Below are 23,773 nucleotides of genomic sequence, written 5' to 3' on the forward strand. Positions count from 1 at the left end.
TGGCGGAACACCTGGCTATATCGCGCATATCTCCCGGCATTGGAATGGCCATTTGACAGGTCTAGTACTGACATACTACATATTATGCTCCTCCGTGGTGTCAAGTGTACGCGCGGGTAGTCAGGCATCGGGGGCGAATCATCATCGACGATGCCGTCATGCCGAGAGGAGCAAATATGCTGAATGCAGATGACAGATTTGCCTTGCAGGAACTGGTCAACCGATATGCCTATCATATCGACCTCTGGCAGATCGACGCATGGGCCGGTCTGTTCACCCCCGATGGGGTGCTCGACGAAAGCCCCGCGGGCATGGGCATCTACGCCGGTCGCGAGGCGATTGCGGTCTATGGCGCGGAACTAAAGGCCGATGTGTTGCATGTGGTGCATCTGATGATGAACCATGTGATCCTCGATTGGGATGAAAGCCGGGCGACTGGGGCCGTGTTCGCGCTGGTCGAAGCCAATACGCGCAGCAGTGGCCATGTCCGCCATTATATCCGCTATGAAGACAGCTATGTCAGGACGTCGGATGGCTGGCAGTTTGAAAAGCGCACCATTCTTCCCATGTTCCCGCCCCAGATAATTTCATAATCCTGACGGTAGCGGGGTAAACAAAAGAGCGCCGGGGCCGTGTGCCACGCGCGCTCTTTTGCTTGCAGCTCGATCCAATAGCGGATTCAGTAGCTTTTCGGGAGATCCAGCACCTTTTCCGCGATGAAGCACATGATCAACTGCTCGGTGATTGGCGCAATGCGCGCAATGGCGACTTCGCGATAGAGCCGTTCGACATGATATTCCTTCGCATAGCCGAACCCGCCATGCGTCGCCACCGCTTGCCAACAGGCGTCATGGCCGGCGCGTGCGCCCAGGAATTTGGCACTATTGGCCTCTGCGCCACATGGCAGGCCGCTGTCATATAGTTCAGCGCCCTTCATCGTCATCTGCCATGCGCTTTCGAGGTACATCCAGCGCTCCGCCAGCGGATGTTGTATCCCCTGATTCTGCCCGATCGGGCGATCGAACACGATGCGTTCACGGGCATATTTCGACGCGCGGCGCAGGGCGTCCTGCCCCAGGCCAATCGCTTCTGCCGCCAGCAAGATTCGTTCAGGGTTCAGACTGTGGAGCAGATAGGAAAAGCCCTTGCCTTCCTCGCCGATCCTGTCTTCCTCGGGAATGAACAGGCCATCGATGAAGATCGCGTTGGAATCCACCGCCTTGCGGCCCATCTTCGGGATTTTGTGAACGTCGATCTTGGTCCTGTCCAGATCGGTGTAGAAGATCGTGATGCCGTCTGTCGGTCGTGCGCAATCCTCAAACTTGGTGGTGCGTGTCAGCAACAATATCTTGCTGGCCACCTGTGCGGTCGATGTCCAGACCTTTTGTCCGTGCACGACATAGCCGCCGGGCACCTTTTCGGCGAACGTCTTGATCCGCGTCGTGTTAAGGCCCGCGTCCGGCTCGGTCACGCCGAACGCGACCTGATCCTCACCCGAAATCAAACGCGGGACCCAACGGGCTTTCTGTTCCGGTGTCCCCTTCACGACGATGGGATGGGGACCGAACAGATTGACATGGATGGCCGATGCCGCGGTCATCCCGCCGCCATGATTGGCCACTTCGTTCATCATCACGGCTGCTTCGGTAACGCCCAGCCCCGCCCCGCCAAATTCTTCGGGCATGGTTATGCCCAGCCATCCGCCATCGGCCATCGCCTTGTGGAACTCGAACGGAAAGACACCGTCCTCGTCGCGGGCGAGCCAATATTCGTCGTCAAACCGCGTCACGACGGCGCGCACGCCTTCGCGGATGACATCGCGTTCTTCCTGGGTGGGGAGGGGGCGGGGTGAGGACATTATTTTACTCCTGCCAGCGTTCGGCGTGCGGCCTTGAGATGAGGGATGTCGTACATTTTTCCGTTGATGCCTAATGTGCCTGCGTCCGGAGACGCAGCAAAGGCATCGACGATCGCCTGCGCTTCTGCGATCTGTTCAGGCGATGGCGAAAAGGCCCGGTTGATGACGTCCACCTGATCAGGATGGATGGCTATACGCCCGACGAAACCGTCGCGGCGGGCGCGGCGACAGTCTTTTTCCAGCCCCTGCGGATCGCGAAAATCAGCATAGAGCGTGTCGAGGGGCAGCACCTCCGCTGCGGTGGCCGCGAACAGGCATTGGGCGCGCGCAACCTGGTAGGGGAAGGTCCAGCTGCCATCCTCTTCCTTATTGTCGGTCGCGCCGATGGCCGCCGCCAGATCTTCCGCCCCCCATGTCATGGCGACCAGGCGCGGATGAGCGGGCGCATAGCTGCCAAGATTGAACATGGCCTGCGCGGTTTCCGTTGCGACGACGGCCAGTTTGACCGTTCCTGCTGCCATGCCGGCCTGGCTTTCCAGCCGATCCAGCTCGGTACCGATCCGCACGAGATCTTGCGCGGAATTCGCCTTGGGGATTAGCAACCCGTCCAGCCCAGGCTTAACGACTGCTGCCATGTCATCAAAGGTCATGTCGGTATCGAATGGATTGACGCGCACGAAAAAGCGCCAGGATCGTTCGGCGCGATCATCCAGCAGGGAAGACACATGCGCGCGCGCAGCGTCCTTCATCGACGGAGCGACTGCGTCCTCCAGATCCAGGATCAGCGCATCGGCGCCCGCAGACGATCCCTTGGCGAACTTTCGTTCACTGTCGCCGGGTACGAAAAGCATGGAACGCAACCTCATGCCGGGCTTCCCATCATGAGCGCGTTGCGCTTGGTCGAGCAGACGATCTCGTCGCGCTGGTTGAAACCGACATGCTCGAACGTGACGATGCCCTGGCCGGGTCGGGATGCGCTCGGTCGCAGGGCATCGACGCGCGTTTCCGCGCGGATGGTATCGCCGGAGAAAACGGGATTTGGAAATTTGGTTTCGCTCATGCCCAGATTGCCGACGGTCGTGCCGAGCGTTGTGTCCTGTATGGACAGACCGATCACGAGGCCCAGCGTGAATATGGAGTTCATCAAAGGCTTGCCGAACTCGGTTCCCGCCGCATAGGCGTGATCGATATGAATGGGCGCGGGATTATAGGTCAGTGACGAGAACAGCATATTGTCCATGTCCGTCACCGTCCGACGTATCTCGTGCTGAAATGTCTGGCCGACCGTGAACTGGTCGAAATACAAACCCGCCATTCTCTCGGATATCCTCTAGGCTCTACATACTAGATGCTGATTGACAGCAACCGGCCCGCTTGTAAATATTCCAATTGCAGTTCCGGTCGCGACTGCGCGGAGGGCTTGCCAATTATGTCGATCGAAGCAGATGTCGATGCTCTCGTAGCGCGCCTTCCCGTCGGCGGACGAACGATTGTGTCAGGCTGCTCGGCCGAGTCGTTGCTGTTCGCAGATGCGCTGGATCGCGCCGGCGAAGCGCTGGGTGCCATGACGTTCACCGGTATCTTCGTTCCCGCCCTCAATCGCCGAACCTATCTGGCCAATCCGTCCTGTAAGACGGAGACGTTTTTCCTCACGCCGGAGCTCAAGGCGGCGGGGGACGCGGTAACATTTCTCCCGCTTTGCTATGCCGACATCCGGCAGCGGTTGCGATATGCTCCCCCTGATGCGGCTTTGATGATGCTCTCGCCGCCTGACGAGGACGGGATGTGCAGCTTCGGCTCGACCGTTGATTTCCTGGCGGAACTCTGGCCATCGATCCCCGTGCGTCTCGCGCATATCAATCCACTGATGCCGCGCACGCGCGGCGAGGCGCGCATTCCGCTGACGAGCATCACGGCGACAGTCGAGTCGTCTCAGCCGCTTCTGGGTATGCCCGACAGCGGCAGCGATGCCGTTTCCGACGCGATTGCAGGGTATATAGCGCCGCTGGTTCCCGATGGTGCGACGTTGCAGACCGGGTTGGGAAAGGTGCCGGGCGCTGTATTTCGCGCCTTGACGGGGCGGCGCAATCTGCGCGTGCATTCCGGTTTGATCGGCGATGCCGTGGTCGATCTGGAGGAGGCGGGGGCGCTTGCGCCCGGCGCGGCGGTGATGGCCGGCGTCGCAATCGGTTCAGAGCGGCTCTATCAGGCGATCACCGGTCCGGCTTACCGGTTCGCACCTGTAGCACTCACGCATGATGGCTTGGCCATCAGGGCCATTCGCGATTTCATTGCCATCAATTCGGCGACTGAAGTGGACCTGTTCGGCCAGGTATACGCCGAAGTCGGGCCGAAGGGTTTCATGTCGGGTCCGGGCGGCGCGAGCGATTTCGCGCGGGGTGCTAAACTGGCCGACGGGCTGCGGATCGTTGCGCTGGCAGCCACCGCCGCCAAGGGCACTATCAGCCGGATCGTCGCGCCCAATGCAGGGGCGGGGCCGGTGTCGCTAGGCCGGATGGATGTCGATATCGTAGTGACCGAATTTGGCCTGGCAGACCTGCGCGGCGGCACCCATTCAGAGCGTGCCGCCGCGTTGATCGCCATTGCTGCGCCCGATCACCGCGCTGACCTGACCGCGCAGTGGCGAAGCTTTATCGAAAAGCTCTGAGGTTCCTGCCTCAGCCCTTTTTGGAAGCCAGCTTTTCCTGCATGGCCCGCATCAGATCATGCAGTTCGGCCCCTTGGAACAGTCCGCTGACGGCCAGGCGTTCGACATTGCGTGCCTGGGCGCGATCCAGATCGGTCGCCAGTTCGATCGCCAGCTTGCCCGCGCCGAATGCTTCGGGCGGGAGGGCCGCCAGCGAGCGGCAGAAGGCGAGGGCGTTGTCGGCCAGTTCTTCCTGCGGGACGACATCGTGAACCAGACCGATGGCCAGCGCCCGATCCGCATCGACCTGCCGATTGGCGAGTACCAGCCAGCGCGCCCAATGTGGCCCAGCCAGCCGGACGAGGCGGCTTGTGCCGCCCGATCCGGGCAATGCGCCAAAGCTGATTTCCGGTAGGCCGAAGCGAGCACCGGTGCTGGCGAGGCGGAAATCGGCGCAGAGCGACAATTCCAGCGCGCCGCCGAGGCACGGTCCCTGAAAGGCGACGACGATCGGCTTCTCAATCGCTTCCCATTCGTCGCCGAGGCCATGCAGACTGCCTGAGCCCTGGCGATACCAGCTGCGGAAAGCCTTGGGGCTTTTGATCGACGCATCGGGCGCGAGGCCGCCGTTGAGGTCGATGCCGGCGGAGAAATATTTGCCATTGGCCGTTAACAGCATCGCGCGCAGGTCATCGCGATCGCGCAGCCGCGCCGTCGCGTCGCGCAGGCCGTCGAGCATGTCCATGCTGATGGCGTTGTATTTTTCCGGCCGGTTGAAAGCGACGTGAATCACACTTTCGCTTTCGGTGATGATAATTTCGGGGTTGGGCATTTGATTTCCTCAGTATAGTATGCGCGAACTAATTCTGATTTTGGAGGGGTGCACCATATGGGTTGCGCCTACAAGAGGAAAAGAAGGAACGTAGATGGAGAGGATGTTTACAGACGGCGTGGCGATCGTCGCTGGCGGCAGTGGGGGCATTGGCTCTGCGATCTGCGAAGGACTGGCCATTGCCGGCGCGAATGTCGCCTTCACATATCGGTCACGCCAGGAAGCCGCCGATGCGGTCGTCGCTAAGGTCGAGGCCGCTGGTCGGGACGCACTGGCCATGTCCGTCGATCATACCGATGCCGATGCCATGAAGGCGTTCGTGGACGCGGCAGCGGCGCGCTTCGGTCGGGTTCATTCGGTCGTCTACGCCGCCGGCCCGCACATTCCGATGAAGTTCCTGAACACGATCACGCCAGCCGAATGGAAGCAGGTTTTCGACAATGACGTCCAGGCCGCCTTCAACCTCGTCTGGGCGACGCTGCCACATCTGAAGGCGGGTGGTGGCGGTGCCCTGGTGGCCGTCATCACGGCCGCCGTTGAAAAAGTGCCACTGCGCGACATCTGTTCGGCAGCGCCCAAGGCGGCTATCGAAATGCTGTTCCGTGGCATCGCTTTGGAAGAAGGGCGTTTCGGCATCCGCTCCAACTGTGTCGCGCCGGGGTTCATCAATGCGGGCCTGGGTGGCGAGTTGATTTCAAAGCCGGGGATCGAGGAATGGGTGGACGGTATTCGCAGGATGCTGCCGATGAAGGCGTTTGGTACTGCGCAGGATGTCGCGGACGCCGTCACCTTCCTGCTGTCTGAGAAGGGGAAATATATCACGGGGCAGTCGCTGGCCGTCGATGGTGGCTTGCAACTTTAACGCATCTACAAATGGCCTGACCGAACAAACCGGCGTCATACTGGAAGCGGGTGCAGATGCAGAGATAATCGAGCAGGCGGAAAGGATCAGGAACGATGGACCTTGGGATCAGGGGGCGTAACGCCATCATCAATGGCGGTAGCGCGGGACTCGGATTTGGCACCGCCATGGCCTTGGGTGGCGAGGGGGTTAACCTTTTCATTTCTGCGCGTAATCAGGCACGGCTGCAAACAGCCTGCGAGAAAATTCGCAGCACGACCGGCGCGCAGGTGCGGGCGATCGTTGCGGATCACGCGACAGTGGAAGGACGCGAGCGTATATTGGAGCTCTGCCCTGAGCCGGACATTTTCGTCGGCACCTGTTCGCCACCGCCCTATATCGAGGATTTCCGACAGATTTCGGACGCGGACTGGCGTGCGAACCTGGACATGACCTTCATCTCACCCGTCGAGTTTATCCGCACCATCGTCGATGGCATGTGCGATCGGGGATGGGGCCGCATTCTCAATATCGCCACCGCTGCGGTGAAATTTCCTCATCCCTGGCGCATCTTGTCCGGCGCGCCGCGGGCCGCGTTGGTCAACTATACGGTGGCGGTCGCCAAGGTGATCGCCCCGCATGGCGTGACGATCAATTCTCTTCTGCCTGCGATGCACGACACGGACGGGATCCGCGAAATCTACGGCAAACGCGCGGAGGAAAAGGGGATAAGCCTGGAAGCGGAACTGCAGGAAGCGATCAAGACGATCGGCATTCCGGTCGGGCGCTTCGGGTCGGAGATCGACTTCGGCGCCATCGCGGCGATGTTCTGTAGCCAGCAGTCGAACTATATCACCGGGCAGAGCTTGGTGATCGATGGCGGCGTCACGAACGCCACATATTGATCGAGCGTTCATCTGCGTGTGTGACAGGCTTGTGGATGTCTTGCCTTAGGGTCAGAAAAACTCGTCGGCGAATGCCTTGATCGCCTCCATCCCTTCAGCGGGAGAATCGCACACGGGGCTGAAGATGATCTCGTCCACGCCCCGCGCCGCATAGTCGGGCAGCATATCCTTTGCTGCACGGATGAAGGCGACATCGGTGGTCGCGAGCTGTTTGTAGAGGCTTGAAACGGCGCGCCCGTTGCGCTCCATTTGATCGGTCAGAGCAGTGATGAACAAGTCGAGTTCGGGCAGGCTTTTCCAGTTGATATAAAATCCGTCGCCATATCCCGCGATACGCCGGATAGCGGGCGGCGATTCTCCGCCGATGATGATGGGCGGGTAGGGCTTTTGATGGGGAAGCGGATTGAGACGCCCACCGGGAAAATCGACAAACTGGCCCTTATATCCTTCGGGTCGTCCCGATAGCAGCAGCGTGATGAGTTCGAGATATTCGTCGCTGCGCCGACCGCGTTCGTCGAAGGAAACCCCGAGCGCATCAAATTCCTCGCGCATCCATCCGATCCCGGCGCCATAGTAAAAACGCCCTTCGCTTATGAAGTCGAGCGTCGCGATCGCCTGTGCCTGTTGAATGGGGGGACGATAAGGTATCACCGCGATGCCCGTGCCCAGCCGGATCGTTGTCGTCGCGCCCGCGAGCGCAGAGAGCAGGACGAACGGTTCATACCAGGGTGTTGCGGCGTCGAATGTGCCGGCCGGATAGTTGGAGTCATCGAAACAGTTCGGCGTCAGGATATGATCGCCCAACATGATCGAGTGATATCCGATCTTTTCGGCTTCTCTGGCCATCGACAGGATGTCACCGGCAGTCGGAGTGTGGCCAAGAATCTGGCTGCAGCTAATTCCGAACTTCATCCTCTATCTCCGGGAACTGCAACGCACGCTGAACATTTGCTGCGGATCGGCCTGCCAGCCGATCCGCAGCTTTTTCTCAGGCAGTACCGGCGCGATTCATTGCGACCGTATCATCGTGCGAAAGTTTACCGTAATTCTCCATAAAGCCCTTTATCAGCGTTTCGCGATTTACAGGCGCTCGCTGCCTGTCGGCGGCGAGAAGCGCGGGCTTGAGTTCGTCGATCGCCAGTTCGGTGCAATAGGCAGGCGTGCCAGGCTGCTGCCGCCAAGAATCGGCCAGGGAGCCAGCGTCCAGGGCGTCGAAACCCGTAGCCTCGACCAATTCCATCGCCACAGCCTTACCATGAGCATCGTCGCCGGCGACCGGCAGAGCGATCCGACCTTCAGCACCTTTCGGCTTGCCGCGTTCCGCAAGTGTCGCTGCCAAGACGGCATTCCACGCCTTGACGACCGGCCGACCGATCTGTTCGCCGACCCAGACGCTTTCGGGCGTGCCATTATCGAGGCCGTCGAGAATGCCATCGCGGAAGGGATAGTAATTGGATGTGTCGATCACGATGACATCGGACGGGACGCCGCTGAGCAGGCTGGTCAACGTCTGATAGCTGAGAAATGGTATGGACAGGATGACCGTGTCGACATTCTTGACCGCATCTTCCTTCGTCACCGCCTCAGCGCCAGTGTCCTTGGCGATGTCAGCCAACGTATCCGGCCCCTTGGAATTGGCGATCTTGACGTCATGGCCCGCATCGACGAGTTTGCGGGCAAGGGTGGCGCCGATATTGCCGGCGCCGATAATTCCGATCTTCATAAATACTCCTTAATAGTGTCTGCTGCGGTCTTGTTAGGCATCGTGCCGTTGCGCTTGCACGGGCACCGAACTTTGTCTGGGCATGAAATTGATGGATTCTAGGTCCTGGTCGAGTGACACGAGCCGACCGGAAAATACGTCAGGATCCTGCTCACCAGGCAGTTCCGGGTTCCCCCAACCATGACACATGGCGATAACGCCCCGTTGTAGACCCGTATCCTTGCGAACGCGACCTATAACGACCCCGCCCGTTCGGCCTGTCAGCCTGACTGTGCCACCTTCTGCCACGTCGAGTCGGGTCATGTCCTCCACATTCATGTAGATCGGGTTGGTCGGGAAGCGGCGACGGGTCTGGCTCGCTTGCGTGTAGGCGCTGTTCATCACCTCGATAAGCCGCCGCGATATGACCCGAAACGGATAGTCGGCCAGATCGTCCTGCGCCTCATACACGCCCCGAAGCTCATCTTCTACATCGGATGGGCACAGGTCGAGCCGGGCGCTATCGTCGTCGTTCGCGACTTGGACAACCGCCTCAGCCTCCGGGAAATGGACACCGCCCGGATTGGCCCTGAGTTCATCATAATTGCTGCGACCGCCGTCGGCGAGCCAGCGTATGAGGTCCTCGCCCGTGGTCTGGTCCGTAATTTCCAGTTCCGGCCCAGGTATGTCGCGATGTGCCATTCCATAAAATGGTCGACGCATGTGCAATGTCTTGCCCATGCGATGGGCCATGCCCCGAAAAAACTCCCAGTCTTCGATCACGCCTGCGGGTTTCGTCAGGAATGGCTCGGCAATTTGCGCAAAGGTAGTCGGCAGCATGTATTCCAGCGCCAGGTTGAAATCATGATGTTCATAATGGCCGCTGGTCGCGATCAGATAATCCGCCATGCGGCTCGTCACATTGTCCCGCACATCGATCGAGACGAGCAAATCGAGCTGCTCGATCATCGGGATCGTCCGATTCGGCTCAGGCAGCGCCTTGACCAGATTGCCACCCAAATGAATCAGCGCGCGAATTCGCCCTTTCTCATTGCCCACTATCTCCTGGGGCAGACGTGAGGTCGGATATTCGCCGCCGATCGGACCGATATCAACGGTACGCAGCTTGGGGCCATTTTCCCAGGTCCGGTTCGGCGGCAGCACCGCTTCCTGCGCTGGCGTTCCGCCATAATAGCCGGTGTTGTGGATAATATCTCCCGCCCGACGATAGCCGCCGCAGATCGCGGTGAGCGCCTCTATCATTTGTTCGGCCAGGTTGGAGTTGAGCCCCATGGCCGATCCCGTGCCCGTCAGCGCCGACTTGCGGGGCGCGCCAGCGAAAATCCGCGCGGCCTTGTACAGCGTGTCGACGTCGATGCCGGTACGCGCGGCTACATGATCAGGCGTGAACGGCGCAACGGCTGCTCGCAGGCGCTCAAGCGAGGTCGTGAAACGCGCGCAGAAGGCCTTGTCCTCAAGGCCCTCTTCCAGAACGATGCGGATCAATCCGGCAAACAGCGCTGCGTCTTGGCCCGGTCGCACGGGCAGATGGAGATCGGCGGAGCGCGCCAGTTCGGTCTTGCGGGGATCGACCACGATGAACGTCGTCCCTGCCTTGCGCGCGTCTCGCATGTGCTTGATCGGGTTAGGCGAAGGCATGCCGTAGCAGGCGTGCGACGCTGCCGGATTGGTGCCAACGATCATCAGCACATCGGCTTCAGGCAATTTATGTTTGCCAGCCAGATACACCCCCATGCGACCGGCGGTAACCCATTTGGCTGACTGGTCCACGGTCATGCTTGAGAAAAGATAGGGCGAACCGATGGCGTCCATCCACGCCTTCGCCGCAGGCACACTGAGCACATTGCAGTTGGACCCGGTACCGTAGTAAAGCGCGACGGACTCAATTCCGTGTTGGGCAATAATCGCGCTTAACTTTTCGTGAATCTCATCCATCGCCGTTTCGGCGTCGATGTCTTCGAACGTTCCATCCGCATTGCGTCGCCGACTGCCCAGCAACCGGTCTTCGCCATTGTGAAAGTCCTTGGTCGCTGCACCTTTGATGCAGAAATAGCCCTGCGAGACCGGATGATCGCGATCGCCCCTGATGTCCTGAATGACGCCGTCCTCGTGCGTGACCTTCAGGCCGCAAGCAGCGGCACAGTTGCGACAATAGGTTGTGTGCGTCGACATTCTCTTATCCTCTCACCGTCACATGCGTTGGTGACTGAATCTCTATTCTTTTTATCAAAAGGGTCGTTGCCGTGGCTCCACGAACACGCCGCTGGCCTCGGCGCACAGCCGATCACCATCATGCAATGTCCCCTTCGCATAGGCTTTGCGTCCGTCGATCCGGTCTAGCCATGTCGTATAGCGAAGCTCTTTATAAAGCGGCGTTGGCGCTCGATAGGCGATCTGAAGGTCGACCGTCATCCTCAGGACGCCTGCCTGAACGATGCCCAGCAATTCGTCGAACGTGGCCGCAATGAACCCCCCTTGGAGAAGTCCGGGCGGCCCCTGGTGCGGGTGGCTGTAAGTGGCATAGGCTTCCGCCCGGTCGCCATTGAGGACTAGTTTGAAAGGAGGAGGCAGAGGATGAAGCCTGCCAGTGAATGGGCCAAGCTCGCTCAGTTCGCCCAAGCCGGTCAACATGCCTTCGATGAAGCGCACATGGGCCGGTCGGCTGGGTTGTCCAGCCAGCAGTTCCGATACCATGCGAATGCGTGCGGCCGCCTCATCCAGCTGCGCATCGTCAGCCATCGAACAAGAAAAATTATCGAGCAATGACCGGATCGCCTGCGCGCACTCCACGCGCGACGCCAGCCCATGCTGCGCAGCGCGCTCCTCGATCCTTCTATCGTCGATAACGTCGCTCATGGGTGATCCATTTCCAGCATTATGGGCTATGTCCGAGTCGATGAAGCCGTATCGCTCATATCCAACGCCTACCTATCCGGCCGTGATGATAAGGTCGGTGCCGTTCCGTCATCCCGACAGATCGCAGCTTTCCAGCCTTCTTGTACCTAAATCCTAAATGGGCTAAGCGAGTCAACATTATTCGATTCAGGGGAGCCGGGCATCGTGAATTTGGACATATTACAACGTTTCAAGCTCGACGATAAGCATCACGATTATTCGGCACCGGAAACCATCCTCTATGCATTGGGGCTGGGTTACGGAAGCGACCCTACAGATGAAACGCAATTGGCGTTCGTCTATGAAAAAGGCCTCAAGGCCGTGCCGGCCATGTGCAATACGATTGCGCATCCCGGCTTCTGGATAGATCGGCCGGAATTGGGCATCGATTGGGTCAAGGTGCTGCACGCTGAACAGGCGTTCGAAATCCACTCTACCATTCCCGCCGAGGGCCGCATGCGCGGTGACTATTCGATCCTGAGCATCGAAGATAAAGGTGCCGACAAGGGCGCGATCATGAAGATGCAGAAGCGCCTTTATGACAGGGACAGCGAATTGTTGTGCGCGACCGTCACGCAGACATTATTTCTGCGCGGCGACGGTGGGCAGGGTGGATTTGGCGACATTGGCCCCGGTCTGGCGGCGATCCCTGATGGCGATCCCGACGATGTGCTGGACATTCCCACTTTGCCGCAAATCGCGCTGATCTATCGCTTGAGCGGCGACCTGAACCCGATCCATGCCAGCCCTTCGGTCGCCCGCAAGGCGGGTTTCGATCGACCGATCCTTCATGGCCTCTGCACCATGGGGCTGGCCGCACGCGCGATCATCAGCCGCTTGTGTGATGGCGATCCTGCGCGGTTGAAGGCGATGGAGGTGCGTTTCAGCAAGCCGGTTTTCCCGGGCGAAACGATCCGCGTTGAATTTTTCCTGGAAGGAGGCGCCGTTCGCTTCCGATGCCGTTCGGTAGAACGCGATCTGGTGGTGCTGGATCGCGGAAGCGCAACGATTGGAGGCGCGGCATAGAATTAGTATATTGACACTAATTGCTAACGCTGTAGTCGATACCATAAATTAGAAGGATGGGATGAAGCATGAGTCAGTCGGGAATTCTTGCAGGCAAGGTTGTCATCGTAACCGGTGCCGGCAATGGCGTTGGGGCTGAAATCGCCAAGCTTGCGGCCGCTTGCGGTGCCAGCGTGCTCGTGAACGACCTTGGCGGCGCTGCTGCCGGTGGCGGAGCGGATACCACCCCTGCCCAACGCACTGTCGATGAAATCACTGCCGCCGGCGGTATCGCCGCGCCGAGCTTCCATTCAATTGCGACATGGGAATCCGCCGAAGAGATCATCCAGGACGCGATCAAGGCGTTCGGCAAGATCGACGCTGTCGTCAACAATGCCGGCATCCTGCGCGACGTCATCTTCCACAAGATGACCAAGGAAGATTGGGATCTGGTTCGCGCGGTCAATCTCGACGGCTATTTCTACGTCTCGCGCGCTGCGGCCCCTTATTTCAAGGAGCAGGGCAGCGGCGCGTTCGTCCATATGACATCGACCAGCGGTCTCATCGGCAACATGGGCCAGGCCAATTATTCGGCCGCCAAGCTGGGCGTCGCAGGCCTGTCCAAGTCGATCGCTATCGACATGCAGCGTTTCAATGTCCGGTCCAACTGCATCGCGCCGTTCGCTTTCACGCGCATGGTCGGCACGATTCCGGCCAACGACGAAGCCAATCGCAAGCGCCTCGAAATCGCCAAGCGGATGACGCCGGACAAGATCGCACCGCTTGCGGTCGGCCTGATCAGCGACGGCGCGGCTGATGTCAGTGGTCAGATATTCTCCTCGCGCATGAATGAGACCATCCTGTTCAGCCAGCCACGCCCGATCCGCACGGCGCAGACGTCCGACGGCTGGACGCCTGAAACGATCGTCAGCCACGCGCTGCCTGCGATGAAGCCGAGCTTCTACCCGCTCGACATTTCCTCGCATGTCTTCACTTGGGACCCCTTCTGATCTCAATGAGCGAGAGCGCACCCTATCTGGTCGAGCGGGCGGGCGGCGTTCTGACGCTGTCCTTCAACCGGCCTGCGCATGGCAATGCGATACCGCAGGAAGCTGTGCCGGGCCTGACCGAACTCTTTTCCTCGATTTCCGGCGACCCGTCCGTTCGGGTGTTGCTAGTGCGGGGGGAGGGCGCGCATTTTTCGGCCGGTGGCGACGTGCGGAGTTTCGCGCGCGCCATCGAGCAGCCGGTGGAGGCACGCCGTGCTGACTTCACCTCGCGGCTTGATGCCGTTCGGGGGATGGTCGAGGCATATCTGTCGATCGAGGTTCCCATTGTTGCCGTCTGCCAGGGTGCAGTCGCGGGCGCGGGTCTAATGTTTGCGCTGGGCGCGGATTATCTGATCGCCGATGAAACGGTCACTTTCCTGTTCTCGCATCAACGGGTCGGCCTGCCGCCTGACGGTGGGGTTAGTCTGCTTCTGCCGCGTGTCGTCGGTGAGCGGCGTGCTGCCGAACTGATCCTGACTGCCGCGCGCGTCGGTGCAGAGGAAGCGTTCCGGATTGGCCTGGCGTCGCGCATCGTGGCCGCCGCCGAACTGGCATCGGAAGGGGAGGCGCAGGCGAAACGGTTCGCACGCGCACCCGCTGGGGCGGTTCGGCAGGCAAAGGCATTGCTCGGTTCCGGCGGCCAGCAATCTGTTTCCGCGCAGCTCAAGGCGGAACGCGATGCGATCGTGCAGGCGGTCGGCACCGCCGACTTTGAAGAAGGCGTCCGTGCCTTCATCGAAAAGCGACCAGCAAGATTTCCGTCCGCGTCGGGTACATGAGTGCAGTGCAGACCGGCGCGCAAGATTGACAGGTCGCAAAACACGCGAGTGGAGTTCCGATGGCAGATTTTGGCATTAAACGGTTTGGCGGCTATGTCCCGCGTCTACGGATCGACCGGTCGCTCATTGCGGACGCGCACAAGTGGATGGCGCCCAATCTGCGCGGTCAGGCCAAAGGCGCGCGTGCCTTCACCAGCTGGGACGAGGACGCCGTCACCATGGCGGTGGAAGCGGCCCGCGACTGTTTCAACGGCCGGCCCTCCGATGCGATCGAGGCAGTGTATCTGGCATCGACCAGCCTGCCTTATGCGGATCTCCAGCATGGCGCGCTTGTGGCGAGCGCGCTTGGCTTGCCGACGGCCATCGCAAGCAGTGATACAGGCTATTCGCAGCGTGCCGGCACGTCCGGGCTGCTGCAAGCGTTGAAGGTGGGCGAAGAGGCCCTGTTTATCGCCAGTGACGCACCGGTTGCAAAGCCTGCCAGCACGCAGGAACTAAGCTATGGCGCGGGTGCCGCAGCGTTCCTGCTGGGCGCGGGCGACGATGTGGTGGCAAGGTTGCTGGGCGCGGCCAGCGTGACAGCCCCGTTTGTCGATCACTTCCGCGCGGCGCGTGAGCGCTATGACTATTTCTGGGAAGAACGCTGGGTTCGTGACGAAGGCTATGCCAAGCTTGCGCCGCAGGCCATTGCTCAGGCATTGTCGAAAGCCGGCATCGCTGCGAATGATCTGACGCATTTCGTCATGCCGTCGCTACAGCGCGGTGCTGCCGATGCGGTGGCCAAGAAGATCGGTTTCGCGGGGAAGCCAGCGGACGGCTTGTCAGATGGTGTCGGATATGCGGGCGCGGCCCATGCTCTGCTGATGCTTGCCCATGTGCTGGAAACGGCGGCTACGGGCGACAGGATTCTCCTGGTCGGTTTTGGACAGGGTGCTGATGCGCTGGTGTTTGAGGTAACTGCGGCCATTGGCAACGCGCAGCCGCGTACCGGCGTGAGCGGTGCAATCGCCAATGGCATCGCGACAGACAGTTATTTGCGTATGCTCTCCTTCTACGACGGCATCGATCTGGAATGGGGCATGCGGTCGGAAAAGGTGGCCAAGACGGCGCTGACGGAGCAATATCGTTCGGGCGGGCAAATCGACGCGCTGGTGGCGGGCAAATGCGGGCAATGCGCCACGATCCAGTTTCCTCAACTCGAATATTGCGTCAATCCAGGCTGTAATGCGCCTGCTAGCCAGTTCGAGGATTATTCGCTGGTCGATGAGCCGTCGCAGGTGTTCACCTACACTGCTGACTGGCTTTCCTTCCACCCTGCCCCGCCACTCTATGTCGGCTTCGTGCAGTTCAACAACGGCGCGCGCATCCTGATGGAGGTGGTCGATGTCGGGCCGGAAGGGCTGGAAGTCGGGACGCCGCTCAAGCTGACGTATCGGATCAAGGAGCGCGACCGCGCTCGCGGCTACAACCGCTATTTCTGGAAAGCTGCGCCCACTGGCGCGGCGGGAGCATAATCATGGCGACAGGCATCAAGGACAAAGTAGCGATCCTGGGCATGGGTTGTGCGCAATTCGGCGAGCGTTGGGATACCGATTCATCTGCCTTGATGCGCGAAGCGTTCGACGAGGCGCTGGCCGACGCCGGGATCGAGCGGTCGCAGATCGAGGCAGGCTGGTATGGTAGCGCACTGGACAATGTGAATGTCGGCAATTCGCCCATTCCCGCCTCCACGGCGCTGCGCCTTGATGGCATTCCCTTCACGCGCGTTGAGAATATGTGCGCGACCGGGACGGAGGCTTTGCGTGGCGCGGCCTACGCGGTCGCATCGGGTGCGGTCGACATCGCCGTCGCCATTGGAGCGGAAAAGCTCAAGGACACGGGCTATGGCGGGCTGCCCATACCCTTCAAGGGTACCTTCAACGATATGTGGATGCCGATGGGATCGTCACCGGCCGGGTTCGCCCAGTTGGCAGCGGGCTATCGCGCCAAACATGGCATGTCGAAAGAAGATTTGAAGCGCGGTATGGCGCATGTGTCGTGGAAGAGCCACCAGAATGGTGTGCACAGCCCCAAGGCGCATCTGCGCAAGGCGGTGCCGATGGAAACGATCATCAACGCGCCGATGATTTCCGATCCGCTGGGGCTGTTCGATTGTTGCGGCGTGTCCGATGGCGCGGCCTGTGCGATCGTGACGACGCCGGAGATCGCACGCGCGCTGGGCAAGAAGGATCTGGTGACGATCAAGGCGATCCAGCTGGCGATCAGTTCCGGCGTCGAATCCCAGATGAACACGTGGGACGGCAGCCATGTGCGCAACACGCGCAGCGCCGCGACCCGCGCCTACAAGGAAGCGGGGATCACCGATCCGCGCACCCAGTTGAACCTGATCGAAGTGCATGACTGTTTTTCGATCACCGAACTGGTGACAATGGAGGATCTGTTCATTTCGGAGGAAGGCAAGGCGGTCAACGACATCCTTGATGGCTTCTACGACGCCGCCGGCCAGGTGCCGTGTCAGATCGACGGCGGGCTCAAATGTTTCGGCCATCCGATCGGCGCCACCGGCCTGCGGATGACCTATGAGGTCTACAGCCAGCTTCTTGGCCGCACCGGGGAGAGGCAACTGTCCTCGCCCTCCATGGGCCTGACGCATAATCTGGGCGGTGTACCTTATCAGGGCATCGCCTGTATTTCCATTTTGGGGCTCGCCTGATGAAGCGCACATTATTTTCGTCCGACCATGAGATGTTCCGTGATACCGTGCGGAGCTTCGTCGAAACCGAAATGGTGCCTTTCCACGATGCGTGGGAAAAGCAGCAGCGCGTCCCGCGCGACGTCTGGCTCAAGGCTGGCGAGGCGGGCATGCTCTGTTGCGACATTCCCGAAAATTATGGCGGGATCGGCGCGGACTGGCTCTATAATGTCGTCGTGATTGAGGAACTGGCAAAGGCTGGCATGTCCGGTCCAGGCTTCATGGTCCATTCCGAAATGGTCGCGCCCTATATTCTGGCCTGGGGCTCGGAAGAGCTGAAGCAGACCTGGTTGCCCAAGATGGTGACGGGCGAGGCGATCGGTGCGGTGGCCATGACCGAACCCAATGCCGGGAGCGACCTGAAAGCCATCCGCACCCGCGCCGTTCGCGATGGCGATGACTATCTGATCAATGGACAGAAAACCTATATTTCCAACGGCCAGAACTGCGATTTTGCGCTGGTTGCGTGCAAGACCGATCCCGAAGCGGGCGCAAAAGGCGTCAGCATCATCCTGTCGCCGGCCGACAATGCGGGTTTTGAACGCGGGCGCAATCTGGAGAAGATCGGTCTGAAAGCGCAGGACACGTCCGAGCTGTTCTTCGCCGATATGCGCGTGCCTGTTGCCAACCGCCTGGGCGACGAGGGGCGCGGCTTTGCGATGCTGATGACGAAATTGTCGCAGGAGCGGCTGACCCAGGCCATCCGCAGCATTTGCGTCTGCGAGGCAGCGATCCAGTGGACGGTCGACTATACCGCCGAACGCAAGGCGTTCGGGCACACGATCGCCGATTTCCAGAATACCCAATTCGTGCTCGCGCAATTGTCGGCGGAAACCACTGCCTTGCGCGTGTTCACCGACTGGTGCATCGAAACGCATCTCAAGGGCGAACTCAGCCCGGTCGATGCGGCCAAGGCCAAATTGCTTGTCACCGATCTCCACAACAAGGTGGTCAATGAATGCCTGCAATTTTTTGGCGGCTATGGCTATATGACCGAATATCCCATCGCGCGCGCATTCATCGATGCGCGGATCGCACGGATCGCCGGCGGTGCTGCTGAAGTGATGAAGCAGATAATCGGCCGTGATCTGTTTGCGAACAAACGATAATCCAGGAGGACAGGATGTCAAACCTACCAATATTGGACGCTGGCACGCTCCTCGAAATCTACAAGAAGGCCGCGCTCATCCGCTATAATGACATGCGCGTCATCAAGGCGATGAAAGCGGGCCTGCTGATGACGCCCTATTATTCTCCCGCCGGGCAGGAAATCATTCCTTCGGCGCTTTCGGTCAATCTCAACGACGGCGATACGATTTGCACAATCTATCGCGGCACGCATGACATGCTCGCCAAAGGCTTTCCGCTTGGTCCGCTATGGGCGGAACTTGCAGGCCGCATCACCGGCAGTTGCAAGGGCAAGGGCGGGACTATGCATCTGACCCACCCGGAGAGTGGCTGCATGGTGACAACGGGCGTCGTTGGATCATCGATGCCGATCGCGACCGGCCTTGGCTGGTCCGCCAAGCTTGAGGGTAAGGGCCATGTGGCCGTCGCCAATTTCGGCGATGGTGCCGCCAATATCGGCGCGTTCCATGAATCGCTGAACCTGGCCGCCTTGTGGAAGCTGCCGGTCATCTTCATCTGCCAGAATAATCGCTATGCCGAACATACCAGCTTCGCCAATTCGACGGCTGTCGATCAATTGTCGAAGCGCGCCGCTGGCTATGGCATGGCGGGCGTGACGGTCAACGGCAACGATGTGGACGAGATGTATGGCGCGGCGAAGATCGCGGTCGATCGCGCGCGGGCGGGCGAGGGGCCCACGCTGATCGAGGCGCTGACCTTCCGCTTCAACGGCCATCTGATCGGCGACGCTGCGGGCTATATTCCCAAAGAGGAAATAGCAACGGCGAAGCAGAATGATCCGTTCGTCACCTTGCGCAAGCGAGTTCTGACTGACGAGGCGGCGAGTGAGGAAGCACTCGACGCCATCGATGCGGATATCAAGGCCCGCATCGAAGAGGCGGTAAAGGCGGCATTCGAGGCCGAATGGCCCGACGTTTCTGAATTGAAGCGCGATGTCTTCGCCCACGAACTGGCCTGAGGGATCAAGATAATGACAACGCAGACCATGAACAATATTTCGGCCGTCAATCTGGCGCTCTACGATGCGCTCGCCGCCGATCCGACACTGCTAGTGCTTGGCGAGGATGTCGCCGATCGGGAAGAAGGCGGCGTGGCCGGTGCGACCAAGGGCCTGTCGACCGCGTTCGGCGACGATCGTGTCAAATCCACCCCGATTTCGGAGCAGGCGATCATCGGCACGGCAATCGGCGCATCCCTGCGGGGACATCGCGTCGTCGCCGAAATCATGCTGATGAACTTCACCACCATTGCAATGGACATGATCATCAATCATGCTGCCAAACTGCGCTTCATGTCAGGCGGACAGACCCATGTTCCCATCGTCATCCGCACGATGACGGGCGCTGGCATGTCTAACGGCGGTCAGCACAGCGATTATTTGGAAGCCTGGTTCGCCCATACGCCCGGCATCAAGGTGGTGGCGCCATCCAATCCGACCGACGCATACGGCTTGTTGCGTAGTGCGATCGAGGATGAGGATCCGGTCATCTTCATCGAAAATCTGCCGACCTACTGGAACAGCAGCCCTTTCACCAAGGAAGTCATCCCGCTGGGGAAGGCTAAGGTCGTGCAGGAGGGCAGCGATCTGACGATCGTCACCTATGCGACCATGGTTGCACCGGCGATGGCCGCCGCCGCGGCACTCGCTGAAAGCGGCGTCTCGGTCGAGGTCGTCGATTTGCGGACGATCGCGCCATGGGACAAGGAAACGGTTTACGCTTCGGTGGAAAAGACCGGTCGCGCGCTGATCGTCCATGAGGCCGTGAAGGAGTTTGGCGTTGGTGCCGAGATCGCTGCGGATCTGAGCGATCGTTTCTTCGGCACGTTGAAAGCACCGGTCCGGCGTCTTGGCGGCGCATTTGCTCCGGTGCCCTATTCAAAGCCGCTCGAAACCGCCTTCGTTCCTTCCGCAGCGGGCATCGAAGCTGCGGTTCGCGCACTCGTGACTGGAAAGGATAGTTAAATGGCTACCGAGATTCTGCTTCCCAAACTGGGCTTTTCGATGAGCGAGGGCCAATTGTCCGAATGGCTGGTGCCCGATGGCGGCCAGGCCGTCGAGGGTGAGCCGCTCTTTTCGTTGGAGAGCGACAAGTCGACCAATGAGGTCGAGGCCCCCGCGTCGGGGACTTTGCGCATCATCATGCAGCCCGGCGAGACCTATGACGTTGGGACAGTGCTGGGTATAATCGAATAGCCATGAGCCTTGAAAGCCTGATCACGTCGCTCCCGGCCTGGCCGGTTGCCGATTTCTCCGAATTCGGGGAAGTGGAGGTCAAGAAACTCACTCCCGTTCAGAAACTGACGGGGAAGTTCCTTGGCCGTAACTGGTTGGCTATACCGCATGTCACGCATCATGATGAAGTGGATGTGACCGAGGCCGAAACCAGGCGTGCAGACTGGAACAGGGCAAATCCGGGCGCAAAAGTCAGCCCGGTTGCCCTGCTGGTCAGGGCGCTTGGCCGGGTGCTGGCTGATTTCCCGCAGTTCAACGCATCGTTGAGCGATGATGGCCAGTCGATCATTCTCAAGAAATATGTGAACATCGGCGTGGCGGTCGATACGCCGGGCGGTTTGTTCGTGCCGGTGTTGAGGGGCGTCGACACGATGACCCTCGCTGATATCGCCGCCGCCATAGCGGCGATCGCGGAAAAGGCGCGGACCAAGGGCCTGTCGATGGCGGAGATGTCGGGCAGTTCGATGTCGCTGACCTCGCTCGGACATATCGGAGGTACGGCGTTCACCCCCATCATCAATGCGCCCGACGTCGCGATCCTGGGTGCGACCGCTATTCAGCTTCGGCCAGCCCCTGGCGATGACGGCGCTATTATCTGGCGGAAATGCCTGCCGCTTTCGCTGAGTTACGATCATCGCGTCATCAACGGCGCGGATGCTGCGCGGTTTGTCCGGGCGATCGGCGGCATATTCGCCGATGGAACGCTGTTCGAGTGACGGGTGAGGCGCGGGCGTACAAAGCCTGACGAAAAGGATTGAGATGACGTTCGCTAGAACAGAAACGCAGCAGATGTTCGGCGACATGCTGGGCAAGCTTCTCGATGTCGAAAATGATTTCGAGGAGCGGCGGCGGCGGCTTTCGGCAGAGGAGCCGGATCGGCTGGCACTCTGGCCGCACCTTGCCGAGCAGGGTATTCTTGGTGCGACCGTTGCCGAAGAGGCGGGCGGCTTTGGCGGCAGTATGCGCGACATTGCCGTGGTCATGGAAGAAGTCGGACGCAAGCTGGTCGTCGAGCCGGTGCTGGCCAGCGCGCTGTGCGGCGCGATCCTGCACGGCGCGGGCGAGGATTTGTCCGGGCTGATCGCGGGTGAAGCGATCACGGCCTTCGCGCATGAGGAAGGGTATGACCCCTTCGCGCTTCCCGGCAGCAAGGCCGTGGCGGTCGCTGATGGCATTCGCCTGACCGGACGCAAGCTGGCCGTCCGCCATGCCGATCTGGCCCATCAGTTCGTCGTCACCGCGACGCTGGACGGTGAAGCGGGTGCTTTCCTCGTCGATGCCAAGGCGGAGGGGATGGTCATCGACAGCTTCCGCATGATCGACGGCGCATCGGCGGGTACCATCGAATTCACGAATGTCGCCGCCCGCCGCCTGTGCGGTCCTGACGGGATTGTCGAAGCGGTCGAGCGGGGCGTGATCGCGCTTGCCGCCGAAGCGACGGGGATCATTGTCGCGCTCAACGCTGCGACCTACACCTATCTGGGGACGCGCAAGCAATTCGGGGTTCCCCTCGGCACCTTTCAGGCATTGCAGCATCGTGCGGCGGACATGCATGCAACCGCCGAGGAAGCACGGGTCCTGACCGAACTGGCGATTGACGCATTCGACGCCGGGCGATCAGACAGGTCTGCGCTGGCATCTGCGGCAAAGGCCCTGGTCGATGAGGCCGGGCGCAAGATCGGACACGAAGCCGTGCAGATGCATGGCGGCATGGGTGTTAGCGATGAACTGGACGTCAGCCATTATATGCGCCGTCTGGCCGCCATCCGGGCCGAACTGGGAAGCGTGGACCTGCACCGTGCGCGCTATGCCGGTCTGGGCGTCAATGTCGTCCAGGAAACCCCGTTCCGCGCCGAAGTTGGCGCGTTCGTTCGCGCCCATCTTCCTGCGGATATCGCCAACAAGGGCGCACTCGGTCTTGAAATCCACAAGGAGGATTATGTCCGTTGGCAGAAAATCCTGCATGATAAGGGCTGGTTCGCTGCCGGTTGGCCAGTCGAACATGGCGGCGCAGGCTGGACGATCGACCAGCAGCTGATCTTTCTTCAGGAATCTTCTCTTAACAATGCACCGATGATCATTCCCTATGGGGTTAACATGATCGGTCCGGTGTTGCAGGAATTTGGCACGCAAGAACAGTGCGAAAAATATCTGCCCGGCATCTTGTCGAGCGATACCTGGTGGTGCCAGGGCTATTCGGAACCCAATTCCGGGTCCGACCTTGCCTCCTTGAAAACCAGCGCGGTGCGCGATGGGGATCATTATATCGTCAATGGCACGAAGATGTGGACGACCGAGGCGCACTGGGCCGACATGATGCACTGCCTTGTGCGCACGGATCGTGAAGTCAAGGCCCAGCGCGGGATTTCCATGCTGTTGATCGACATGAACAGTCCGGGCATTGAGGTCAGGCCGATCGTCACCATCGACGGTCAGCATCATACGAACCAGCTTTTCCTCGATAATGTCCGGGTTCCGGTCGACAATCTCGTGGGCGAAGAAGGGCAGGGGTGGACCATCGCCAAGTTCCTGCTGTCGCATGAGCGCGTCGCGATTGCCGACACCGGACCCAAATTGCGCCTGATGAAGAATATCAAGGCGATGCTGTCCGATGTGCCGCCATCGCCGTCGCGGGATCGTCTGGCCGAAAAGCTGGCCGGAACGGAGATTGCTTTGTTGACGCTGTGCGCCATGGAGCAGGACTATATCTCCAAATGGGCGCAAGGCGCGTCTCGCGACGGACCCGAAGCGTCGGTCCTGAAAATCCGCAGCACGGAGATCCTCCAGCAACTGTCTGAACTGGCGCTGGAGATCGAAGGGCCATTGGGCGGTGCCCATGATCCCCACGATCTGCACCTGGCACCTCTTGGACAGTTTAGTGCGGCCCAGCGCGCCAGTTTCATGGGTCATCAGTATCTTTACGGTCGATGCTGGTCTATTTTTGGCGGCACGAACGAGATCCAGCGGACTCTGATTGCAAAGACGCTCCTCGCTAGCTGAGCGTGCGCTGATCTTAAGGATAGTGGAATGCCAAGCGTGTTTGATACTCTGCCCGAACAGGATGTGCGCGCGCTGGCGCAAGGTCCACTGTCGGAACTGATCGCC

At 60.2% G+C, this 23,773-nt stretch carries 23 protein-coding genes; 15 read left to right on the plus strand and 8 right to left on the minus strand.

Going from position 1 to position 23,773, the window contains the following annotated elements; genetic code table 11:
• The first annotated feature begins 176 nt into the window (after window positions 1-176).
• Window positions 177-593, plus strand: coding sequence for a nuclear transport factor 2 family protein (locus ACODSR_RS17985; protein WP_489077985.1), 417 nt, complete (start codon window positions 177-179; stop codon window positions 591-593).
• Between the two features lie 86 nt (window positions 594-679).
• Here the strand turns inward: ACODSR_RS17985 and ACODSR_RS17990 are convergent, their stop codons facing one another.
• From ACODSR_RS17990 to ACODSR_RS18000, 3 genes are read right to left on the minus strand one after another with little or no spacing between them, the layout of a single operon-like run.
• Complete coding sequence (locus tag ACODSR_RS17990; protein WP_489008436.1) at window positions 680-1,858, minus strand: acyl-CoA dehydrogenase family protein; 1,179 nt, start codon at window positions 1,856-1,858, stop codon at window positions 680-682.
• Window positions 1,858-2,709: an HpcH/HpaI aldolase/citrate lyase family protein gene (locus tag ACODSR_RS17995; RefSeq protein ID WP_489077986.1), complete on the minus strand. Its 852-nt coding sequence runs from the start codon at window positions 2,707-2,709 to the stop codon at window positions 1,858-1,860. Before ACODSR_RS17995 ends, ACODSR_RS17990 begins: the two co-directional genes overlap by 1 nt.
• Window positions 2,710-2,720: 11 nt before the next feature.
• Window positions 2,721-3,173 (minus strand): MaoC family dehydratase, encoded by a 453-nt coding sequence (locus ACODSR_RS18000; protein WP_489077987.1) that lies wholly within the window; start codon window positions 3,171-3,173, stop codon window positions 2,721-2,723.
• 33 nt (window positions 3,174-3,206) lie between these two features.
• Here ACODSR_RS18000 and ACODSR_RS18005 point away from each other — a divergent pair, with 33 nt between their 5' ends.
• The gene (locus ACODSR_RS18005) at window positions 3,207-4,526 is read left to right on the plus strand and encodes an acetyl-CoA hydrolase/transferase family protein (RefSeq protein WP_489077988.1); all 1,320 of its coding nucleotides are present in this window, start codon (window positions 3,207-3,209) and stop codon (window positions 4,524-4,526) included.
• 10 nt (window positions 4,527-4,536) lie between these two features.
• Here the strand turns inward: ACODSR_RS18005 and ACODSR_RS18010 are convergent, their stop codons facing one another.
• A complete protein-coding gene (locus tag ACODSR_RS18010) occupies window positions 4,537-5,337 on the minus strand; it encodes an enoyl-CoA hydratase/isomerase family protein (RefSeq protein ID WP_489077989.1) in 801 nt (266 codons plus the stop codon).
• Between the two features lie 94 nt (window positions 5,338-5,431).
• Between ACODSR_RS18010 and ACODSR_RS18015 the strand changes: the two genes are divergently transcribed.
• Both ACODSR_RS18015 and ACODSR_RS18020 read left to right on the plus strand, forming a co-directional pair.
• A complete protein-coding gene (locus ACODSR_RS18015; RefSeq protein WP_489077990.1) occupies window positions 5,432-6,199 on the plus strand; it encodes an SDR family NAD(P)-dependent oxidoreductase in 768 nt (255 codons plus the stop codon).
• A 95-nt stretch (window positions 6,200-6,294) separates the two neighbouring features.
• Window positions 6,295-7,083 (plus strand): SDR family oxidoreductase, encoded by a 789-nt coding sequence (locus ACODSR_RS18020; RefSeq protein WP_489077991.1) that lies wholly within the window; start codon window positions 6,295-6,297, stop codon window positions 7,081-7,083.
• A 51-nt stretch (window positions 7,084-7,134) separates the two neighbouring features.
• On the opposite strand, the gene ACODSR_RS18025 is transcribed toward ACODSR_RS18020, so the two are convergent.
• The 4 genes from ACODSR_RS18025 to ACODSR_RS18040 all read right to left on the minus strand — a co-directional run bounded on the left by ACODSR_RS18025 (window position 7,135) and on the right by ACODSR_RS18040 (window position 11,662).
• Window positions 7,135-7,995, minus strand: a complete 861-nt coding sequence (locus tag ACODSR_RS18025) for an LLM class F420-dependent oxidoreductase (RefSeq protein WP_489077992.1) — start codon at window positions 7,993-7,995, stop codon at window positions 7,135-7,137.
• 76 nt (window positions 7,996-8,071) lie between these two features.
• Entirely contained in the window at window positions 8,072-8,806 is a 735-nt protein-coding gene (locus ACODSR_RS18030) for an NADPH-dependent F420 reductase (protein WP_489077993.1), read from the minus strand.
• A gap of 33 nt (window positions 8,807-8,839) precedes the next feature.
• Window positions 8,840-10,978, minus strand: a complete 2,139-nt coding sequence (locus ACODSR_RS18035) for a molybdopterin-containing oxidoreductase family protein (RefSeq protein WP_489077994.1) — start codon at window positions 10,976-10,978, stop codon at window positions 8,840-8,842.
• 54 nt (window positions 10,979-11,032) lie between these two features.
• Complete coding sequence (locus ACODSR_RS18040; RefSeq protein WP_489077995.1) at window positions 11,033-11,662, minus strand: PaaI family thioesterase; 630 nt, start codon at window positions 11,660-11,662, stop codon at window positions 11,033-11,035.
• A 204-nt stretch (window positions 11,663-11,866) separates the two neighbouring features.
• On the opposite strand from ACODSR_RS18040, the gene ACODSR_RS18045 reads away from it, so the two are divergent.
• The 11 genes from ACODSR_RS18045 to ACODSR_RS18095 all read left to right on the plus strand — a co-directional run bounded on the left by ACODSR_RS18045 (window position 11,867) and on the right by ACODSR_RS18095 (window position 23,668).
• On the plus strand, window positions 11,867-12,727 hold the full coding sequence (locus tag ACODSR_RS18045; RefSeq protein ID WP_489077996.1) for a MaoC family dehydratase: 861 nt from the start codon (window positions 11,867-11,869) through the stop codon (window positions 12,725-12,727).
• Between the two features lie 68 nt (window positions 12,728-12,795).
• Window positions 12,796-13,716, plus strand: a complete 921-nt coding sequence (locus ACODSR_RS18050) for an SDR family NAD(P)-dependent oxidoreductase (protein WP_224551134.1) — start codon at window positions 12,796-12,798, stop codon at window positions 13,714-13,716.
• A gap of 5 nt (window positions 13,717-13,721) precedes the next feature.
• On the plus strand, window positions 13,722-14,534 hold the full coding sequence (locus ACODSR_RS18055) for an enoyl-CoA hydratase/isomerase family protein (RefSeq protein ID WP_489077997.1): 813 nt from the start codon (window positions 13,722-13,724) through the stop codon (window positions 14,532-14,534).
• A gap of 59 nt (window positions 14,535-14,593) precedes the next feature.
• Window positions 14,594-16,048, plus strand: coding sequence for a 3-oxoacyl-[acyl-carrier-protein] synthase III C-terminal domain-containing protein (locus tag ACODSR_RS18060; protein WP_489077998.1), 1,455 nt, complete (start codon window positions 14,594-14,596; stop codon window positions 16,046-16,048).
• A gap of 2 nt (window positions 16,049-16,050) precedes the next feature.
• Window positions 16,051-17,247: an acetyl-CoA acetyltransferase gene (locus ACODSR_RS18065; RefSeq protein ID WP_224551137.1), complete on the plus strand. Its 1,197-nt coding sequence runs from the start codon at window positions 16,051-16,053 to the stop codon at window positions 17,245-17,247.
• Window positions 17,247-18,395, plus strand: coding sequence for an acyl-CoA dehydrogenase family protein (locus ACODSR_RS18070; protein WP_489077999.1), 1,149 nt, complete (start codon window positions 17,247-17,249; stop codon window positions 18,393-18,395). Before ACODSR_RS18065 ends, ACODSR_RS18070 begins: the two co-directional genes overlap by 1 nt.
• A 14-nt stretch (window positions 18,396-18,409) precedes the next feature.
• Window positions 18,410-19,393, plus strand: coding sequence for a thiamine pyrophosphate-dependent dehydrogenase E1 component subunit alpha (locus ACODSR_RS18075; protein ID WP_489078000.1), 984 nt, complete (start codon window positions 18,410-18,412; stop codon window positions 19,391-19,393).
• A 12-nt stretch (window positions 19,394-19,405) separates the two neighbouring features.
• Window positions 19,406-20,398, plus strand: a complete 993-nt coding sequence (locus tag ACODSR_RS18080) for an alpha-ketoacid dehydrogenase subunit beta (RefSeq protein WP_489078001.1) — start codon at window positions 19,406-19,408, stop codon at window positions 20,396-20,398.
• Window positions 20,399-20,629, plus strand: a complete 231-nt coding sequence (locus tag ACODSR_RS18085) for a biotin/lipoyl-containing protein (protein ID WP_224551141.1) — start codon at window positions 20,399-20,401, stop codon at window positions 20,627-20,629.
• Between the two features lie 2 nt (window positions 20,630-20,631).
• Complete coding sequence (locus ACODSR_RS18090) at window positions 20,632-21,384, plus strand: 2-oxo acid dehydrogenase subunit E2 (protein WP_489078002.1); 753 nt, start codon at window positions 20,632-20,634, stop codon at window positions 21,382-21,384.
• Window positions 21,385-21,427: 43 nt separating this feature from the next.
• Entirely contained in the window at window positions 21,428-23,668 is a 2,241-nt protein-coding gene (locus tag ACODSR_RS18095; protein WP_489078003.1) for an acyl-CoA dehydrogenase family protein, read from the plus strand.
• Window positions 23,669-23,773: the final 105 nt, after the last annotated feature.

It is taken from the genome of Sphingobium sp. FG125 (assembly GCF_057809795.1).

Bases quoted from the DNA above. Each gene is read 5' to 3' on its own strand.
- ACODSR_RS17985 (WP_489077985.1), top strand. From the start codon at position 177: ATGCTGAATGCAGATGACAGATTTGCCTTGCAGGAACTGGTCAACCGA.
- ACODSR_RS17990 (WP_489008436.1), bottom strand. From the start codon at position 1,858: ATGTCCTCACCCCGCCCCCTCCCCACCCAGGAAGAACGCGATGTCATC.
- ACODSR_RS17995 (WP_489077986.1), bottom strand. From the start codon at position 2,709: ATGCTTTTCGTACCCGGCGACAGTGAACGAAAGTTCGCCAAGGGATCG.
- ACODSR_RS18000 (WP_489077987.1), bottom strand. From the start codon at position 3,173: ATGGCGGGTTTGTATTTCGACCAGTTCACGGTCGGCCAGACATTTCAG.
- ACODSR_RS18005 (WP_489077988.1), top strand. From the start codon at position 3,207: ATGCTGATTGACAGCAACCGGCCCGCTTGTAAATATTCCAATTGCAGT.
- ACODSR_RS18010 (WP_489077989.1), bottom strand. From the start codon at position 5,337: ATGCCCAACCCCGAAATTATCATCACCGAAAGCGAAAGTGTGATTCAC.
- ACODSR_RS18015 (WP_489077990.1), top strand. From the start codon at position 5,432: ATGGAGAGGATGTTTACAGACGGCGTGGCGATCGTCGCTGGCGGCAGT.
- ACODSR_RS18020 (WP_489077991.1), top strand. From the start codon at position 6,295: ATGGACCTTGGGATCAGGGGGCGTAACGCCATCATCAATGGCGGTAGC.
- ACODSR_RS18025 (WP_489077992.1), bottom strand. From the start codon at position 7,995: ATGAAGTTCGGAATTAGCTGCAGCCAGATTCTTGGCCACACTCCGACT.
- ACODSR_RS18030 (WP_489077993.1), bottom strand. From the start codon at position 8,806: ATGAAGATCGGAATTATCGGCGCCGGCAATATCGGCGCCACCCTTGCC.
- ACODSR_RS18035 (WP_489077994.1), bottom strand. From the start codon at position 10,978: ATGTCGACGCACACAACCTATTGTCGCAACTGTGCCGCTGCTTGCGGC.
- ACODSR_RS18040 (WP_489077995.1), bottom strand. From the start codon at position 11,662: ATGAGCGACGTTATCGACGATAGAAGGATCGAGGAGCGCGCTGCGCAG.
- ACODSR_RS18050 (WP_224551134.1), top strand. From the start codon at position 12,796: ATGAGTCAGTCGGGAATTCTTGCAGGCAAGGTTGTCATCGTAACCGGT.
- ACODSR_RS18055 (WP_489077997.1), top strand. From the start codon at position 13,722: ATGAGCGAGAGCGCACCCTATCTGGTCGAGCGGGCGGGCGGCGTTCTG.
- ACODSR_RS18060 (WP_489077998.1), top strand. From the start codon at position 14,594: ATGGCAGATTTTGGCATTAAACGGTTTGGCGGCTATGTCCCGCGTCTA.
- ACODSR_RS18065 (WP_224551137.1), top strand. From the start codon at position 16,051: ATGGCGACAGGCATCAAGGACAAAGTAGCGATCCTGGGCATGGGTTGT.
- ACODSR_RS18070 (WP_489077999.1), top strand. From the start codon at position 17,247: ATGAAGCGCACATTATTTTCGTCCGACCATGAGATGTTCCGTGATACC.
- ACODSR_RS18075 (WP_489078000.1), top strand. From the start codon at position 18,410: ATGTCAAACCTACCAATATTGGACGCTGGCACGCTCCTCGAAATCTAC.
- ACODSR_RS18080 (WP_489078001.1), top strand. From the start codon at position 19,406: ATGACAACGCAGACCATGAACAATATTTCGGCCGTCAATCTGGCGCTC.
- ACODSR_RS18085 (WP_224551141.1), top strand. From the start codon at position 20,399: ATGGCTACCGAGATTCTGCTTCCCAAACTGGGCTTTTCGATGAGCGAG.
- ACODSR_RS18090 (WP_489078002.1), top strand. From the start codon at position 20,632: ATGAGCCTTGAAAGCCTGATCACGTCGCTCCCGGCCTGGCCGGTTGCC.
- ACODSR_RS18095 (WP_489078003.1), top strand. From the start codon at position 21,428: ATGACGTTCGCTAGAACAGAAACGCAGCAGATGTTCGGCGACATGCTG.